The organism is Microbacterium sp. NPDC058342, from assembly GCF_042723935.1.
In the GTDB taxonomy this organism is placed as follows: Bacteria; Actinomycetota; Actinomycetes; order Actinomycetales; family Microbacteriaceae; genus Microbacterium.
This window is the reverse complement of the sequence record NZ_JBHXID010000001.1, coordinates 1,081,138-1,096,950: the sequence shown is the minus strand read 5'-3', so window position 1 is coordinate 1,096,950 and position 15,813 is coordinate 1,081,138. Positions and strand designations below refer to the sequence as shown.

General features: G+C 70.7%; 19 protein-coding genes. 6 read left to right on the top strand and 13 right to left on the bottom strand.

Annotated elements, in window-relative coordinates; all coding sequences use genetic code 11:
* The 3 genes from ACFWHT_RS04970 to ACFWHT_RS04960 are packed head-to-tail and all read right to left on the bottom strand — an operon-like array spanning position 1 to position 1,795.
* A complete protein-coding gene (locus ACFWHT_RS04970) occupies positions 1-666 on the bottom strand; it encodes an alpha/beta family hydrolase (RefSeq protein WP_378826012.1) in 666 nt (221 codons plus the stop codon).
* On the bottom strand, positions 663-1,070 hold the full coding sequence (locus ACFWHT_RS04965) for a hypothetical protein (protein WP_378826010.1): 408 nt from the start codon (positions 1,068-1,070) through the stop codon (positions 663-665). Before ACFWHT_RS04965 ends, ACFWHT_RS04970 begins: the two co-directional genes overlap by 4 nt.
* Positions 1,067-1,795, bottom strand: a complete 729-nt coding sequence (locus ACFWHT_RS04960) for a general stress protein (RefSeq protein WP_378826008.1) — start codon at positions 1,793-1,795, stop codon at positions 1,067-1,069. Before ACFWHT_RS04960 ends, ACFWHT_RS04965 begins: the two co-directional genes overlap by 4 nt.
* Positions 1,796-1,873: 78 nt before the next feature.
* Here ACFWHT_RS04960 and ACFWHT_RS04955 point away from each other — a divergent pair, with 78 nt between their 5' ends.
* The 3 genes from ACFWHT_RS04955 to ACFWHT_RS04945 are packed head-to-tail and all read left to right on the top strand — an operon-like array spanning position 1,874 to position 4,790.
* A complete protein-coding gene (locus ACFWHT_RS04955) occupies positions 1,874-3,136 on the top strand; it encodes a magnesium transporter (protein ID WP_378826006.1) in 1,263 nt (420 codons plus the stop codon).
* On the top strand, positions 3,136-3,651 hold the full coding sequence (locus tag ACFWHT_RS04950; RefSeq protein ID WP_378827905.1) for a DUF1003 domain-containing protein: 516 nt from the start codon (positions 3,136-3,138) through the stop codon (positions 3,649-3,651). The genes ACFWHT_RS04955 and ACFWHT_RS04950 overlap by 1 nt, the downstream gene beginning before the upstream one ends.
* Positions 3,648-4,790, top strand: a complete 1,143-nt coding sequence (locus tag ACFWHT_RS04945) for an Mrp/NBP35 family ATP-binding protein (protein WP_378826004.1) — start codon at positions 3,648-3,650, stop codon at positions 4,788-4,790. Before ACFWHT_RS04950 ends, ACFWHT_RS04945 begins: the two co-directional genes overlap by 4 nt.
* Before the next feature lie 29 nt (positions 4,791-4,819).
* Here the strand turns inward: ACFWHT_RS04945 and ACFWHT_RS04940 are convergent, their stop codons facing one another.
* Positions 4,820-5,209, bottom strand: a complete 390-nt coding sequence (locus ACFWHT_RS04940; protein WP_378826001.1) for a twin-arginine translocase TatA/TatE family subunit — start codon at positions 5,207-5,209, stop codon at positions 4,820-4,822.
* Positions 5,210-5,296: 87 nt separating this feature from the next.
* Here ACFWHT_RS04940 and ACFWHT_RS04935 point away from each other — a divergent pair, with 87 nt between their 5' ends.
* Positions 5,297-5,929 (top strand): O-methyltransferase, encoded by a 633-nt coding sequence (locus tag ACFWHT_RS04935; RefSeq protein WP_378825999.1) that lies wholly within the window; start codon positions 5,297-5,299, stop codon positions 5,927-5,929.
* A gap of 74 nt (positions 5,930-6,003) precedes the next feature.
* Here ACFWHT_RS04935 and ACFWHT_RS04930 read toward each other — a convergent pair whose 3' ends face one another.
* The 3 genes from ACFWHT_RS04930 to dapE form a co-directional block, all read right to left on the bottom strand.
* A complete protein-coding gene (locus tag ACFWHT_RS04930; RefSeq protein WP_243224785.1) occupies positions 6,004-6,177 on the bottom strand; it encodes a DUF3117 domain-containing protein in 174 nt (57 codons plus the stop codon).
* 108 nt (positions 6,178-6,285) lie between these two features.
* A complete protein-coding gene (locus ACFWHT_RS04925) occupies positions 6,286-7,500 on the bottom strand; it encodes a hypothetical protein (protein ID WP_378825997.1) in 1,215 nt (404 codons plus the stop codon).
* Complete coding sequence (dapE, locus tag ACFWHT_RS04920; RefSeq protein WP_378825995.1) at positions 7,482-8,555, bottom strand: succinyl-diaminopimelate desuccinylase; 1,074 nt, start codon at positions 8,553-8,555, stop codon at positions 7,482-7,484. Before dapE ends, ACFWHT_RS04925 begins: the two co-directional genes overlap by 19 nt.
* Positions 8,556-8,621: 66 nt before the next feature.
* Here dapE and dapD point away from each other — a divergent pair, with 66 nt between their 5' ends.
* Both dapD and ACFWHT_RS04910 read left to right on the top strand, forming a co-directional pair.
* Entirely contained in the window at positions 8,622-9,575 is a 954-nt protein-coding gene (dapD, locus tag ACFWHT_RS04915; protein WP_378825993.1) for a 2,3,4,5-tetrahydropyridine-2,6-dicarboxylate N-succinyltransferase, read from the top strand.
* A 198-nt stretch (positions 9,576-9,773) separates the two neighbouring features.
* Complete coding sequence (locus ACFWHT_RS04910) at positions 9,774-11,252, top strand: DEAD/DEAH box helicase (RefSeq protein ID WP_378825991.1); 1,479 nt, start codon at positions 9,774-9,776, stop codon at positions 11,250-11,252.
* Between the two features lie 96 nt (positions 11,253-11,348).
* On the opposite strand, the gene ACFWHT_RS04905 is transcribed toward ACFWHT_RS04910, so the two are convergent.
* From ACFWHT_RS04905 to ACFWHT_RS04880, 6 genes are all read right to left on the bottom strand, one after another.
* Complete coding sequence (locus tag ACFWHT_RS04905; protein ID WP_378825989.1) at positions 11,349-12,638, bottom strand: citrate synthase; 1,290 nt, start codon at positions 12,636-12,638, stop codon at positions 11,349-11,351.
* Between the two features lie 184 nt (positions 12,639-12,822).
* Positions 12,823-13,935: a succinyldiaminopimelate transaminase gene (gene dapC, locus ACFWHT_RS04900; RefSeq protein ID WP_378825987.1), complete on the bottom strand. Its 1,113-nt coding sequence runs from the start codon at positions 13,933-13,935 to the stop codon at positions 12,823-12,825.
* The gene (gene fdxA, locus ACFWHT_RS04895; RefSeq protein ID WP_378825985.1) at positions 13,936-14,256 is read right to left on the bottom strand and encodes a ferredoxin; all 321 of its coding nucleotides are present in this window, start codon (positions 14,254-14,256) and stop codon (positions 13,936-13,938) included. It lies immediately after the preceding gene.
* Positions 14,257-14,265: 9 nt separating this feature from the next.
* Positions 14,266-14,673, bottom strand: coding sequence for a histidinol dehydrogenase (locus ACFWHT_RS04890; RefSeq protein ID WP_378825983.1), 408 nt, complete (start codon positions 14,671-14,673; stop codon positions 14,266-14,268).
* A 43-nt stretch (positions 14,674-14,716) separates the two neighbouring features.
* Positions 14,717-15,031 carry an AzlD domain-containing protein gene (locus ACFWHT_RS04885; RefSeq protein WP_378825981.1) on the bottom strand — a complete coding sequence of 105 codons (315 nt, stop codon included), beginning with the start codon at positions 15,029-15,031 and terminating at the stop codon, positions 14,717-14,719.
* Positions 15,028-15,795 carry an AzlC family ABC transporter permease gene (locus tag ACFWHT_RS04880; RefSeq protein WP_378825979.1) on the bottom strand — a complete coding sequence of 256 codons (768 nt, stop codon included), beginning with the start codon at positions 15,793-15,795 and terminating at the stop codon, positions 15,028-15,030. Before ACFWHT_RS04880 ends, ACFWHT_RS04885 begins: the two co-directional genes overlap by 4 nt.
* Positions 15,796-15,813: the final 18 nt, after the last annotated feature.

The following is a 15,813-nucleotide window of genomic DNA, read 5'->3' as shown; positions in this document are numbered from 1 at the left end:
TCACCGGCCTCCGGTCCGCTCGAGAAAATCGATGACGACGGGCACGAGCGACGCTCCCACCTCATCCGCGGGCAGGCGGCGCCCCTTCACCTCGAAGGAGTGCCCGCCGCCCTCGAACCATGCGATGCGTGCATCGCGGCACGACGCCACCGCCTCCTCCAGCTGCGACACCGGTTGAACGAAGGGATCGTTCGATCCCTCCACGAACAGCTGCGGCGGGCGCACCGAAGGCAGGTGCTCCACTCGCGGTCTGTCCGGGCGGCCCGGCGGATGCAACGGATAGCCCAGGTACACGAGACCGTGCACCTCGAGCCCCTCGGCGACCGCCATCGACGCCATCCGCCCGCCGTACGACTTGCCGCACGCCCACACCGGCTCCCCCGGCGCCTCCGCGCGAACCCGCTCCACGACCGCCTCCCAGGTCAGGATCGCCTGACCCGCCGGTCCCGGCATCCGCCTGCCCGCCTCGGCATAGGGAAAATTGAACCGCACGGTCGTGAATCCGGCATCCGTCAGCGCATCCGCGAAGCCGACCAGGAACGGATGGTCCATCCCGGCGCCCGCACCGTGCGCGATCGCGACCGCACCGCGGGATTCACCGGCCGGTCGCTGCCACGCGGCCGTCACCGTCACGACACCCGAGGGCAGGTGCACCTCCACACTCATGACGTCCTGCCCAGGAAGCCAAATCGCACCGCCTCGCCGCGACGGGCGCGCAGGGTGCCGAGGATCACCACGACCAGGTGCACCACGCAGACGAGCACGTACAGCGTGATCGGAATGCCCTGCGGGAAGAAGCCCGTGGCCTCGACCGGCGGCGCGGCGAGCCGCAGCAGCCCCCAGACGAGCTGGATCAGGAGCAGACTCGTCGACGTGATCAGGAAGATCAGACCCCAGCGGCGCGCAGCCGCAGCGTTGGTCTTCGCCAGCGGCCCCTGACGCGACAGCGTGCCGTAGGCCGCCACCATCGCACCGCCCGCGGCGAGAGGCCCCAGCAGCGGGACGGGGAGCAGGATCAGCAGCCCCAGCGCCCAGGCGGAGACGCCCGTGGCCGGGCGGGGTCGCGTCATCGCGCGGGCTGTCCGCCGTCGGCAGTCCCGTCGGCGCCGCCTGCGACATCGCTCGCGTCGGCGGGACCGATCGGCGCCGCCGGCTCAGCAGTGCCGTCGGGAGCACCGTCGGGAACCGCCGCGTCCGGGCCCTCCGGCGTCGCACCCGTGACCGGCTTCGCCTGCGGCGCCGCGTCGCCACCCTCCGCCCCCGGTGCGGGGATCCGCTCCCCGTACCGCGGCGGCTCGCTCAGATCGACGGTCGGACGAGGCGCCTCCTGTCGCTCCGAGCCCAGAACCTGGCGCGCCTTCGGCAGTGATCCCGCCTGCACGCGCACCTCATAGTGGTCGGCCAGCATCTGCGTCATGCTCGCGAAGTCGCGGCGACGGCGCACGATCGAGTAGGTCACCAGGCTCATGATCATGCCCAGCGCGACACCGATCAGGATGAAGCCGAGAAAGAGCGAGATGGGCGCATCCGGGCTGCCGAAGAGCATGACCGCCGACAGGACGAGCCCGATCAGGACGCCGTTGATCGCACCCGAACGCGCGGCGGCGGCGTATCCGAGCCGCCCGGTGACCCGTTCGACGGTTCGCACTCCCTGACCGACGATGGCGATGTCGCGCGCGGGCACCTCCCCCGCGATCAATGTCGACACGGTCTTCTGCGCGATCTCGTAGTCGCGCGTCGACGCGACCATCTCGCCGAGGTCTGCGCCGGTCACCGGACGATTCAGCATGCTCATCGTCCTATTCTTCCATCCGGGCGCTGTGCAGGTCATCCGATCGGGGATCAGCACCGATGCGCGACTACGCTGGAGGGCGTGAGCACACAACGGGTATTCGCCGCGCGCCTGGCCGGGTGCGCCGTCTTCGACCCCGTGGGCGACCGGCTCGGCAAGGTCCGGGACGTCGTCATCGTGTACCGAAAAACGGCCCCGCCGCGGGTGATCGGCCTCGTCGTCGAGATCCCCGGTCGCCGCCACGTGTTCCTCTCCATCGGCCGCGTCACCTCCATCCGTTCCGGGCAGGTGATCAGCACCGGCCTCATCAACGTGCGGCGCTTCCAGCCGCGCCCCGGCGAGGTGCGCGTGCTGGCGGAGTACCTCGGTCGGCGCGTGCGCCTGACCGACGGCAGCGGCACCGCCGTCGTCGAGGATGTCGCGATCGAGCAGGACCGCCACGGCGAGTGGGCGATCGCCCAGCTCTTCCTGCGCAAGGCCAAGACCAGTGCGTCGCCCTTCGCGAAGGGTCCCACCACGTTCGCCGCCTGGAACGAGGTCACCGAGCAGCAGCAGCCCGGCGAGGCGCAGTCGGCCGAGCAGCTGGTGGCCACCTATTCCGAGCTGCACGCCGCCGACCTCGCCACCACCCTGCTCGACCTGCCCGAGCAGCGCATGATCGAGGTGGCCGAGGAACTGCCCGACGAGCGGCTCGCCGACGCCCTCGAGGAGATGCCCGAGGAGGAGCAGGTCGGCATCCTCGACCGGCTGGGCGATGAGCGCGCCGCCGACGTGCTCGACGAGATGGAGCCCGACGACGCCGCCGACCTGCTCGCCCAGCTCCCTCCGGAGCGGCTCGAGCAGCTCCTCGCGCTCATGGAGCCCGAGGAGGCAGAGGACGTGCGCACGCTGCTGCGGTACGGACCCGACACGGCCGGCGGGCTGATGACCACCGAGCCGATCATCCTCTCGGCCGACGCGACGGTCGCAGAGGCCCTCGCCCTGATCCGCCGCCACGAGCTGCACCCCGCACTGGCGGCGGCGGTGTTCGTCACGCTGCCTCCGTTCGAGACCCCGACCGGACGGCTGCTCGGAGTGGTCCACTTCCAGCGGATGCTGCGCTACCCGCCGCACGAGAGGCTCGGCGCGATCCTCGACGACAACCTGGAGCCGGTGGCGGTCACGGCATCCGCGGCCGAGGTCGCCCGCATGCTCGCCAGCTACGACCTGGTCTCCCTTCCGGTGATCGATGCGGCGCACCGCCTGGTGGGGGCGATCAGCGTCGACGACGTGCTCGACTACCTCCTTCCCGGCGACTGGCGCACCCACGACGCCGATGACGCCGCGACGAGCGGAGCGCGATGATGGCACGCTCGTCCCGCCTCGACACCCCCCTGAGCCGCGCCGCAGCCGCGCGCTCCTCGGCGCCGTCGCGCGACCGCTTCGGTCGCTTCACGGAGTGGGTCGCCCGCGCCATGGGCACCCCGGCGTTCCTCGTCATCCTCACGCTGTTCTGCGCGGCGTGGATCGTCTGGAACACGGCCATGCCCGAAGGCCTGCGATTCGACGACGCCACGCTCGGGTTCACGGCGCTCACGCTGATGCTCTCTCTGCAGGCCTCCTATGCCGCTCCCCTGATCCTGCTCGCGCAGAACCGGCAGGACGACCGCGACCGGGTGCAGATCGAGCAGGACCGGCAGCGCAGCGAGCGCAATCTCGCCGACACCGAGTATCTGGCGCGGGAGATCGTGGCATTGCGGCTCGCGCTCGAGGAGCGCGGCTCGCAGACCGTCACGCGAGACGTGCTGCGTCAGGAGCTGCGCACGCTCCTCGCCGAGCTCGAGAAGGAGTCAGCCGCGCCCGACGAGACCGCACCGTGAGCGGCGTCGCCGATCAGGTGCGAGCGGCCGTCGCAGCCGTGACCGACCCCGAGCTGCGCCGGCCCATCGGCGACCTGGACATGGTGCGCGACATCACCGTCGACGGCAGCACGGCGCGGGTGTCGATCGTGCTGACGATCGTCGGATGCCCGGCCGCGCAGCGCATCGAGCAGGACGTCAGGGACGCCGCCGCATCCGTGCCCGGAATCTCGCAGGTCGCGGTCGAGGTGGGCGTGATGACCCCGGATGAACGGCGCGCGCTCACCGAGAGGCTGCGCGAGGGGCGCCCCGCCCGGCAGATGCCCTTCGGGGCGGATTCGCTCACCCGCGTCGTCCTGGTCTCCAGCGGCAAGGGCGGCGTCGGCAAGTCCACGGTCACCGCGAACCTCGCCGTCGCCCTGGCCGGGCAGGGACTGAGGGTGGGGCTGGTGGATGCCGACGTGCACGGCTTCTCGATCCCCGGCCTGCTCGGCATCCCCGCGGGCACGCAGCCGACCCGCATCGACGATCTGATGCTGCCTCCCGTCGCGCATGACGTGAAGACCGTCTCGATCGGCATGTTCCTGCAGGAGGGCGAGTCGGTCGTCGCCTGGCGCGGGCCGATGCTGCACCGCACGGTTCAGCAGTTCCTCACCGACGTCTTCTTCGGCGACCTCGACGTGCTGCTCATCGACATGCCGCCCGGCACCGGCGACATCGCGATCTCCATCGGGCAGATCCTGCCGCATGCGGAGGTGCTCGTGGTCACGACGCCGCAGCACGCCGCATCAGAGGTCGCGATTCGCAGCGGCCTGGTCGCCCGACGCACCGGGCAGACGGTGATCGGCGTGGTGGAGAACATGGCGCCGTACACCCTGCCCGACGGCACCGTGATCGACCTGTTCGGCTCGGGCGGCGGTGCCGAGGTCGCCCGCGCGCTCAGCGCCCCGGGCCCGCACGGCTCGGACGTGTCCGAGGTGCCGCTGCTGGCGTCCATTCCGCTCAGCCCGGCGCTGCGCCAGGGTGGCGACGCGGGTCGGCCCATCGTCATCGATCGGCCCGACGACGCCGCCGCGGAGGCCATCATCGAGCTCGCGGGCGCGCTCGCTCATCGCGGGCGGCGCCTGGCCGGGCGGGCCTTGCCGATGCGGCTCGCCTGAGCCGCATCCGCTCCGTGCCGGGTGCCGCCTCAGGTCGCGTCGGCGTCGAACGGCGGTGGAGTGGCACGCGAGAACGCCGTACGCGTGAACGGCGTGCGCGCGGGCGCGACGGGATCCGTGACGACCGCGCTCGGGGAGACGGCGGCCGGCGCCTCGAAGGCCGGTTCTTCGAACAGCGCATCGCGGATGATCCGGCGCGGGTCGTACTGCCGGGGATCCAGCTTGCGCCAGTCCACCTCGTCGATCTCCGGCCCGAGCTCGTCCTTCATCTTGCTCTTCGTGTCGCGCAGGTACTCCCCGGCGCGACGCACGAACCTCGCGAACGACTCGGCCGCCTTCGGCAGCCGCTCCGGACCGATGATGAGCACAGCGACAAGACCGATCAGCAGCAGCTTGTCGAAGGTCAGCCCCAGTTCCATCCCCCCAGGCTACCCGCCGCGCCTCCCCTTGTGATCCACCGACCGCGCTTACGCTGTCAGTGACCGAAGTTTTCAGGAGAGGCAGCCATGAGCGAGCACGACGCGAACGCCCGATTCGCCCGCGAGACCATCGCGGAGCCCGCCGCCATCGCCCGCGCACGCACCCACGCTCACGAGCTCGGCGCCACGCCGATCAGTCCCGGCGTCGGGGCGCAGTGCGCCGTGCTCGCGGCCACCTCCGCCGCGCGGTCGATCGTCGAGATCGGCACCGGAGCGGGAGTCTCCGGGCTGTGGCTGCTTCGCGGAGCACCTCAGGCGGTGCTGACCACGATCGACAACGAGCCGGAGCACCTCGCCGCCGCACGCCAGGCGTTCGCGGATGCCAAGGTTCCCCCGGCGAAGGCGCGCTTCATCACGGGACGCGCAGCGGATGTCCTTCCCCGTATGAACGAGGGCGCCTACGACATCGTCCTCATCGACGCCGATCCCGAGAACGTGATCGAGTACGTCGAGCACGGCCTGCGCCTGGTGCGCCCGGGCGGGCTGGTGCTCGTTCCGCGCGTCCTCGCGGGCGGAAAGGTCGCCGATCCCGTCCAGCGCGACGCCGTGACCTCCGCCTTCCGCTCGCTCGTGCAGGAGACCCAGGAGTCGGCCGCCGTGCTCGCGGCCCTCTCGACCACCGGCGAGGGACTGCTCCAGCTCTCCCGGCTCACGACCTGATCACGTCGGTCCCCGAGCCGTGCACGAAAGAAGGGCGATGGATCACTCCATCGCCCTTCTGCGGTTCTCGTGGATCAGGCGGCGTCCACGACGGCGGCGAGCACGTCGTGAAGCTCCTTCGCCTCGGCGTCGTTCACGGAGACGACCAGACGTCCGCCTCCCTCGAGCGGAACCCGCACGATGATGAGTCGCCCCTCCTTCACGGCCTCCATCGGTCCGTCGCCGGTCCTCGGCTTCATCGCTGCCATCGTGGCACCCTTTCCCTCGGTGGTATGCGTCGAGTTTATCGGGTGCACCCGCTCGTAGCCCATCACACGTCATGAACGACTTCCGTCGGGTCCGGCGGTGGGGGCACGCTACGGCACCTGCCAGAACGTCTGCGCCAGCCCGTACATGCACAGGATCCAGATCCATTGCGCGAGCAGGCACAGCCCCAGCATCCCCCAGCGGTACAGGCGCGAGCGCGGAACCGCGAGCGCGCCCCACAGCGGTGTCAGCGGCAGCAGCAGCCGCAGCGTGCTCGACTGCGGGAAGAACACCGCGAGCAGGTAGAGGAGGTAGCTTGCGCTCCACAGCCGGATCTCGGGCCCCAGCCTGCGCACGTGGGGCGAGCGCAGCAGCAGTGCCGCCGCACCCGCGACGAGCACGATCAGCAGCAGCCAGCCCGACCAGGAGGGAAGTCCGGCCTGGCCCATCCAGAACTCCGCGCCCCGCACGAACCCTTCGAACGGGACGAACTGCGCACTGGGGTCGGTGAGCCAGTTCCTCCGCCAGGCGAGCTCGGTGCTCAGGTATGCCGACGGGTTCCCGGTGACGACGGCGGCGATCGCCTGCCAGGCGAATCCGATCACGGTGGCGAACGCGCCGAGTGCGACGATGTGCACGATGTGGCGCGCCGGCAGCGGTTCCGCACGGCGCCGCATCCACCGCAGAATGCCGTGCAGACCCAGGAAGAGCGCGAAGGCCAGGATGCCGGGGCGCGTGAACCCCATCACGGGCAGCACGAGGTACAGCGGCGCGTAGCGGCGTCTGAGCACCAGATCCAGCGCGATCAGCAGCAGCAGCACGAACAGCGCCTCGGCGTAACCGACCTGGAACAGTGCGGCGAGCGGCCCGCAGGCGAAGAACGTCACCGCCCACATCGCCGCCGATGAGCCGATCCGGTCCCTCAGCAGCCGGTGCAGCACCAGGCAGCCGAAGAAGCCGGCGACGAGCGACACCAGCAGCGCTCCCGCCCCCCACTCGCCCAGGCCCGCCCCTTTCGCCAGGAACGCGTAGACGGGCATGAACGCCCAGGAGTTCTCGGCGACCTCGCCGGATTCGGTGAGCGGCAGCTGCGACGGGTAGCCGTTCTCTGCGACCCACCAGTACCACTGGGCGTCCCAGCCGAGCACGAGCTGACCCATGCTCGGCGACAGCCCGAAACGGGACTGCGGCGTCGATGCGTGCGCTGCCAGCAGCAGGAGACCCGTCGTGATCAGCCGGGCGAGCAGGTAGACGATCGCGATGCGTCCGGCGACGGGCAGCCGCGCCCAGCGACGGATGCCCGAGATCAGGATGTCGTGAGCCACGCCCGCAGCCCGCGCTCGACCGCCTCGATCTGCGCCAGCGGGACTCGCTCCTCGTCGTGGTGCGCGAGATGCGGGTCCCCCGGACCGTAGTTGACGGCGGGCACGCCCAGGGCGGAGAAGCGCGCGACATCGGTCCAGCCGTACTTCGCGTGCGCCTCGCCTCCCACCGCTGCGAGGAAGCGCTGCGCGATCGGTGCGTCGAGGCCGGGGCGGGCGCCGGCCGCGGCATCGACGATCTCGATCTCGAATCCGTCGAACGCGGCGCGCACATGCGCCACCGCGTCGTCGATGCTCTTGCTGGGAGCGAAACGGTAGTTGACGTCCACCTCGCACAGGTCGGGGATGACGTTCCCCGCCACGCCGCCGCGGATGGCGACGGCGTTGAGGCCCTCGCGGTAGCCCAGTCCCTCGACCGTCACCTCGCGGGCGCGGTACTCGGCGAGACGGGAAAGGATGGGGGCTGCGCCGTGGATGGCGTTCTCGCCGACCCAGGAGCGTGCGCTGTGCGCCCGCACGCCACGTGTGCGCACGACGGCGCGCAGCGTTCCGTTGCAGCCGCCCTCGATGCGCCCGTCAGAGGGCTCTCCGAGGATGGCGAAGTCCGCCGCGAACAGGTCAGGACGTTCGTCCGCGAGCAGCTTCAGGCCGTTCTTCTCGGCCTGCACCTCTTCGTTGTCGTACCACATCCACGTGATGTCGGCCTCGGGCGCGGTGAGCTCGGCGGCGAGCTTGAGCTGCACGGCCACGCCGGCCTTCATGTCGACCGTTCCGCGACCCCACAGGTGCGGCGTTCCGTCGATCTCCACGTCGCGGGTGGGCACGTTGCCGTTGATCGGCACCGTGTCGATGTGCCCGGCGATCACGACGCGCTGCGGGCGGCCGAGGCTCGTGCGCGCCACGACCGTGTTCCCGTGCCGGATGATCTCGAGGTGGCCGTACGCGGCGAGGGCGCTCTCGATCTCGTCGGCGAGAACTCGCTCATCGCCCGAGACGCTCGGGATGTCGCAGATCGCGCGGGTGAGTTCGACGGAGGATGCGGTGAGGTCGAGCGCCATGGCTCCAGCGTATCGGGGGCGTCATACGGTCGGCATCCGCATGTCCGCGGGCGCTAGCGTTGAGGCATGAGCACTTCGCGCACGGTATGGGGCATCGGTCTGAGCACGATCGCATCGGACGGCACCGTCCTGGATGCCTGGTTCCCCGAGCTCGGCTTCGGCGAGCAGGAGCCCGACGACGCCGCGGCCGCCGTGTCCACCTGGGGCGCGTTCGCCGACGAGGACGAGCGCCGAGGCGTCTCGGTGGAGCTCGTCCAGCTCTCGATCGACATCGATGCACCGGTGTCGTCCACCCCCGACGCCTACCTTCGCCTGCACGCGCTCTCGCGCCTGCTGGTGCGCCCGAACGGGCTCAGCCTGGACGGCATCTTCGGTCACCTGCCCACCGTCGCGTGGACCAGCGCCGGCCCGATGCTCCCGGCCGACGCCGCGCGACTGCGTCCGGTGCTGCAGCGGCACGGCATCCAGGTGCAGGGACTCGACAAGTTCCCCCGCCTCACCGACTACGTCCAGCCCGAGGGCGTCCGCATCGCCGACGCATCCCGCGTGCGCCTGGGCGCGCACCTCTCCCCCGGCACGACCGTCATGCACGAGGGATTCGTGAACTTCAACGCGGGCACACTGGGCGCATCGATGGTGGAGGGCCGCATCTCCCAGGGCGTGGTCGTGGGCGACGGGAGCGACATCGGCGGCGGAGCGTCCATCATGGGCACCCTCTCCGGCGGCGGCCAGCATCGCGTCTCGATCGGTGCGCGCACCCTGCTGGGCGCGAACGCCGGCATCGGCATCTCACTGGGTGACGACTGCATCGTGGAGGCCGGCCTCTACGTCACGGCGGGCACCAAGGTCGCGGTGGCGGATGCGGAGCCGCGCCCCGAGGGGGGCCTGCCGACGGTGAAGGCCGCCGAGCTCTCCGGGCGCAGCGGGCTGCTGTTCCGTCGCAACTCGCTCACCGGCGCCGTGGAAGTCGTGCAGCGCTCGGGCCACGGGGTGACCCTGAACGAGGCGCTGCACGCCTGACGCCCGCCTGCTGGGAGCTGCGCGCAGGACGGACTGCTAGGGTTGACCCGACGCCCCTCGCGAAGCGAGACGTCTGCGTCGTCGAAACACTTCCGCACAGCCACCTGGCCGCGGTCTTATCGAGCGGCGAAACGATGCGCGATCCCGCGCCGTCGCCCACTTCCGCAGGTTTCCTGCGCCTTTCACGGAGATACTCCTATGCCTTCCTTCCTCGATCTCGGCGTGCCCGCCGTGCTCGCCGACGTGCTCGCAGCCGACGGCAAGACCGACGCGTTCGCCATCCAGCGCGACACGCTGCCCGACTCCCTCGCCGGACGCGACCTGCTCGGCCGCGGCCGCACCGGCAGCGGCAAGACGATCGCGTTCGCACTCCCCCTCGTCGCACGCCTCTCGGCCTCGTCGTCGCAGCGCCGCCCGGGCCGCCCGCGCGGCCTGGTGCTCGCCCCCACGCGCGAGCTCGCCACCCAGATCGCGGCGACCATCTCACCGCTGGCGACGGCCGTCGGCATGCGCGTAACCACCGTGTTCGGCGGTGTCAGTCAGCGTCCGCAGGAGCAGGCGCTGCGCGCTGGCGTGGACATCGTCATCGCCTGCCCCGGGCGGCTCGAAGACCTCATGAAGCAGGGCGTCGCCTCGCTGGATGCGGTGGAGATCGCGGTGCTGGACGAGGCCGACCACATGGCCGACCTGGGCTTCCTCCCGGGTGTGACCCGCATTCTCACCGCCACTCCGAAGAACGGGCAGCGCCTGCTGTTCAGCGCCACGCTCGATCGCGGTATCGACGCACTCGCCAAGCGCTTCCTGCACGACCCCGTCAGCCACGAGGTCGATGAGGCCAGCGTGCCGGTCGGTGAGATGACGCACCGCGTGCTCATCGCGGCGGATGCGGATGCCAAGAAGCGCCTCGTCGAGGATCTGGCATCCGGTCTCGGCCGCCGCATCCTCTTCACCCGCACCAAGCACCAGGCGAAGAAGCTCGCGAAGCAGCTGACCTCCGCCGGCATCCCCTCCGTCGACCTGCACGGCAACCTGGGCCAGAACGCCCGCGAGCGCAATCTCGCGGCCTTCAGCGCCGACCCCGCCGACGGGGGCGTGCGCGTGCTCGTCGCGACCGATGTGGCCGCCCGCGGCGTGCACGTCGACGACGTGGAGCTGGTCGTGCACGTCGACCCGCCCGTCGAGCACAAGGCATACCTGCACCGTTCGGGCCGCACTGCGCGGGCGGGCGCAGCGGGCACCGTCGTGACACTGGTGCTGCCCGAGCAGCGTCGCGACGTCAAGGACATCCTCCGCAAGGCGCAGATCGCCGTCGGTCTCGAGGACGTCACCCCGGCGATCGTCGACGAGCTCGTCAGCGAACGCGCCGCGAAGGTGAAGTACGTGCCTGCCGCTCCGAGCCAGCCGCAGGGCAAGCCGAAGGCGAAGTCCGGTCAGGGCCGCGGCACCGCGCAGCCCGCAGGATCCGGTCGTGGCCGTTCCGGTCGCGGCGGTCGCGGTGCGGGCGCTCAGAGCCAGTCCGGGGGCGCGCAGCGCGACCAGGCGCAGCCCCGTCAGCGCGGCGCCGGCCAGGGCCGCCGGACCGCGCAGGTGTACAGCACGTCGTCGAGTGCTCCCACCGCCTCGCAGGGCCGCTCCCGCACCGGCTCGCGTCGCGCCAGCCGCCCCCAGGGCAGCTGAGCGTCGGGGGCCGAAGCCCCCGGCACGCAGACGAGCGGCCCGCCAGGAACCCGAGGTTCCTGGCGGGCCGCTCTCGTCAGATCGTGGCCGCAGTCGTCAGCCGCGCGGGAACGAGCGCTCCGGCGAGCCGACGTACAGCTGCTGCGGGCGACCGATCTTGGTCTGCGGGTCGAGGTTCAGCTCCCGCCACTGGGCGAGCCAGCCGGGTAGGCGGCCGATCGCGAACAGGACGGTGAACATGCGCGTGGGAAAGCCCATCGCCTTGTAGATGACGCCGGTGTAGAAGTCGACGTTCGGGTACAGGCGGCGCTCCTTGAAGTAGTCGTCCGCCAGCGCGATCTCCTCGAGCTCCTTCGCGAGATCGAGCAGGGGGTCGCTCACGCCCAGCGAGGCGAGCACCTCGTCGGCCGCCTCCTTGACGAGCTTGGCGCGCGGGTCGTAGTTCTTGTAGACCCGGTGGCCGAAGCCCATCAGCTTGACGCCCTCCTCCTTGTTCTTCACGCGCTCGACGAAGCGCTGAACGCTCTGGCCGGAGTCGCGGATCTGCCCGAGCATGGTGAGCACGGCCTCGTTGGCACCGCCATGCAGCGGCCCGGAGAGGGCCTGGATGCCGGCGGAGATGGAGGCGAACTGGTTGGCGCCGGTGGAGCCCACCAGGCGCACCGTCGAGGTGGAGGCGTTCTGCTCGTGGTCCTCGTGCAGGATCAGCAGGAGTTCGAGCGCCTTCGACATCACCGGGTTGACCTCGTACGGCTCGCTGTGCACGCCGAAGTTGAGCTTGAGGAAGTTGTCGACGAAGCTCAGCGAGTTGTCCGGATACAGGAAGGCCTGCCCGACGCTCTTCTTGTGCGCGTAAGCGGCGATGACCGGAAGCTTGGCGAGCATGCGGACCATGTTGAGCTCGACGTGCTCGGGGTTGTGCGGATCGGTCTGGCCCTCGTAGTACGTCGAGAGCGCGGCGACCGCCGACGACAGCACCGACATGGGGTGCGCGGTGTGCGGCAGCGCCGAGAAGAAGTGCTTGAGATCCTCGTGCAGCAGCGTGTGCCGGCGGATGCGCTCGTCGAAGTCGGCGAGCTCGGCGGGCGTGGGCAGCTCGCCGTAGATGAGCAGCCACGCGACCTCGAGGTAGCTGCAGTTCTTCGCGATCTGCTCGATGGGATAGCCGCGGTAGCGCAGGATGCCCTGGTCGCCGTCGATGAAGGTGACGGCCGACTTCGTGGAGGCGGTGTTGACGAACCCGTAGTCCAGCCCCGTGTATCCGGTCTGGCGGGTCAGCGTGGAGAAGTCGATGCTGCTGACGCCGCTGGTGGACTGCAGCAGAGGGAACTCCGCCGTCTTGTCTCCGATCGAGAGAGTCGCCCTGTCAGGCCGAGCTTCGCTCACGCCAACCTCCTGCTGCGTCTGTGTCGTCTCGGGACGATGTGCGGCGCGGGGCGCCTGCCGGGGGATCGGCTGCATCGCTTTTACAGCCTAGCGGCGCCTCAAGCCTACTGTGACATCCGCCAAGAACTCGCGCTGATCCGTCGCGGATCCCCACAAGCGGCTGGCGGCCGCTGTCGCACGCGGATCAGGCCGAGCCGGCGGTCAGGCGGGTCGCCGCCTGTGCCACCCGTTCCAGGGGAGCGGTCAGGGCGAGGCGCACGTGCTGCGCCGAGTGCGCCCCGTAGAAGTGGCCGGGTCCCGCCAGGATGCCGAGTTCGGCCAGCCGTCCCATCGACTCCCAGGCGTCCCGCTCCTCGGTGGCCCAGAGATACAGACCTGCCTCCGAGCCGTCGATGCGGAATCCGGCGGCGAGGAGGGCGGGCTTGAGCAGTGCGCGCCGACGGCGATACAGCTCCTTCTGCTGCGCGACGTGCTCGTCGTCGCGCAGCGCGACCGCCATCGCGTGCTGGACCGGCGCCGGCGGCATGAGACCGAGGTGCTTGCGAGCGGTGAGCAGGTCGCCGACGATGCGGGCGCATCCGGCCACGAGTGCGGCCCGGTAGCCGGCCAGGTTCGACTGCTTGCTGAGCGAGTAGACGCTGAGCAGCCCGGACCTGGTTCCGCCGGTGACGCGCGGGTCGAGGATGGACGGGATCCGCTCGGTGGCCCACTCCCCCTCCCAGCCGAGCTCGGCGTAGCACTCATCGCTCGCGAGCACGGCGCCGAGCTCGCGAGCCCGGCGCACGGCCACGGCGAGCTCGCCGACCGTCCAGGTGCGCCCGTCGGGATTGCCCGGGCTGTTGATCCAGATCAGCTTGGCACCGTCGGGCCATGCGGCCGGGTCGTCGATGGCCACGGGCGTCGCGCCGACGGCGGTGGCACCGACCGCGTAGCTGGGATACGCGATGCGCGGATGCACGACGATGTCGCCCTCGCCGAGACCCAGCAGCAGCGGCAGCAGAGCCACGAGCTCTTTGGAGCCGATGGTGGGCAGCACGTTCGCCGTGGTGAGATCGTCCACTCCGCGCCGGCGCGCGTACCAGTCGACGATGGCCTCGCGCAGCTCGGGAGTGCCGACCGTCTGCGGATAGGCGTGCGCATCGGTCGCCTCGGTCAGCGCGGCGCGGATGATCTCCGGGGTCGGATCGACCGGCGAGCCGATCGAGAGGTCGACGATGCCGTCAGGATGCGCCGCGGCCCGCTCCCGATAGGGCTCGACCGCGTCCCACGGGTAGTTGGCGAGGTCGCGGACGCCCACTCACTCCCCCTGCGGGGGAAGGACCGACACGACCTGATGGTCGAAGGGCAGCACGCCGGTCTTGGCCGCACCACCGGGTGAGCCGATCTCGTCGAAGAACTCGACGTTGGCCTTGTAGTAATCGGCCCATTCCTCGGGCAGGTCGTCCTCGTAGTAGATCGCCTCGACGGGGCACACCGGTTCACAGGCACCGCAGTCCACGCACTCGTCGGGGTGGATGTACAGCATCCGCTCACCCTCGTAGATGCAGTCCACGGGACATTCGTCGACGCAGGCGCGGTCCTTGACGTCGACGCAGGGAAGGGCGATCACATACGTCACCGCTCCAGTCTACGACGCGTGCGGAGTGCGATCCTCCGGCACCGCCGGGGAGGAGAGCGCGCGCAGCCTCGACAGGTCGGGCCAGGCGACCACGAGCACGACGATGCCTGCGGCCGCGTACATCCAGATGTTGCCCAGGGGTGTGTCCGGCACGACGATCGAGCCACCGGGCCCACGCTGCGAGATCATCAGGATGACCGCCATCATCCCGAATCCGGCGGCGAGCGCCGCCCAGCGATCTCCGGTGAGCGCGCGCAACGCGATGAGAAGCGCCGCGCAGGCGATCGCGCCGAGGATCATGCCCACAGGCACGGGCCCCAGGGTGAAGCTGTGCGCGATGGTCGCCGCGGCGCCGTACACACCGCCGATGATGAGCGCGGCGAGCCAGGACAGGCCACGGATGATCAGATGTCGCACCGGCTCAGCCTAGTGCGCCTTGCTGTCGACGCCGCGGGCGCGCTCACGTCGCCCAGCCCACCACGCGAAGCAGCGCGGCGACTGCGGCCGCCCCGACGACGACGACGAGGAAGGACTGCCGCATCCAGAGCAGGCCCGCGGCGACGAGTACGGCGGGAACACGGGCATCGACGACCACGGCCTGCCCAGCGCCCACGGTCTGCACCGCCAGCAGTGCCCCGAGGAGCGCGACGGTCAGAAGGTCCGAGATGCGTGCGGGGCGAGGCGCTTCGAGCAGGCGCGCCGGGATCAGGTACCCGAAGGCCTTCAGGCCGACGCAGATGCACGCGGCCAGCAGCACCGCACTCCAGACACTCACTTCGACTCACTCCGTTCGCTCAGCACACCGCACTTCGACTCCCCCGCGTCGGCATCTTTCCGGCCGAGCCAGTTGAACCAGCCCACGAGGATCGCGACCACCGCCGCGACCAGCACGGGAAGACCGGGCATCAGCACCGGCGTCAGCGCGGCGGCGACCACGGCTGCCGCGACACCCACGGCGATCGCCTGACGCTGCTGCAGGCGCGGCCACAGCAGTGCGAGGAACGCCGCCGCGGCAGCGGCATCCAGACCCCACGTCCGCGGATCGCCCAGCACGTCGCCGAGCAGCGCTCCGGCGAGCGTGGTGAGGTTCCAGCCGATGAAGACCCCGATGCCCGTGACCCAGAACCCGAGCGTGCGCAGCGGAGGCTGCTCCTGGGAGATAGCGACGGCGGTCGACTCGTCGATCGTCACCTGTGCGGCCGCCGCGCGGCGCAGGAATCCTCGGCCGATGATCGGCGACATCCGCATGCCGTAGGCCACGTTGCGCACACCCAGGAGGGCCGCGGAGGCGACCGCCGAGGGCAGCGCCGCCATTCCGCCGGCACTGAACACGCCGATGAACGCGAACTGCGATCCGCCCGTGAACATGACGAGACTCAGCACGCAGGTCTGCCACACGTCGAGGCCGGATGCCACGGCCAGCGCCCCGAAGGAGACGCCGTAGGCGCTCGTCGCGATCGCGACCCCGAGCCCCTCCCGCCAGACCTCGCGGGACGCCGACGGAACGCCGGCCGCCCGTGTTCGATCTGCTGAACGCATGACTGACATTCTGAACGG

Coding starts and splice junctions, on each gene's coding strand:
- ACFWHT_RS04910 (WP_378825991.1), top strand. CDS start 9,774: ATGCCTTCCTTCCTCGATCTCGGCGTGCCCGCCGTGCTCGCCGACGTG.
- ACFWHT_RS04940 (WP_378826001.1), bottom strand. CDS start 5,209: ATGGAACTGGGGCTGACCTTCGACAAGCTGCTGCTGATCGGTCTTGTC.
- ACFWHT_RS04965 (WP_378826010.1), bottom strand. CDS start 1,070: ATGACGCGACCCCGCCCGGCCACGGGCGTCTCCGCCTGGGCGCTGGGG.
- ACFWHT_RS04930 (WP_243224785.1), bottom strand. CDS start 6,177: ATGGCAGCGATGAAGCCGAGGACCGGCGACGGACCGATGGAGGCCGTG.
- dapE (WP_378825995.1), bottom strand. CDS start 8,555: ATGGCGCTCGACCTCACCGCATCCTCCGTCGAACTCACCCGCGCGATC.
- ACFWHT_RS04970 (WP_378826012.1), bottom strand. CDS start 666: ATGAGTGTGGAGGTGCACCTGCCCTCGGGTGTCGTGACGGTGACGGCC.
- ACFWHT_RS04960 (WP_378826008.1), bottom strand. CDS start 1,795: ATGAGCATGCTGAATCGTCCGGTGACCGGCGCAGACCTCGGCGAGATG.
- dapD (WP_378825993.1), top strand. CDS start 8,622: ATGAGCACTTCGCGCACGGTATGGGGCATCGGTCTGAGCACGATCGCA.
- ACFWHT_RS04935 (WP_378825999.1), top strand. CDS start 5,297: ATGAGCGAGCACGACGCGAACGCCCGATTCGCCCGCGAGACCATCGCG.
- ACFWHT_RS04950 (WP_378827905.1), top strand. CDS start 3,136: ATGGCACGCTCGTCCCGCCTCGACACCCCCCTGAGCCGCGCCGCAGCC.
- ACFWHT_RS04880 (WP_378825979.1), bottom strand. CDS start 15,795: ATGCGTTCAGCAGATCGAACACGGGCGGCCGGCGTTCCGTCGGCGTCC.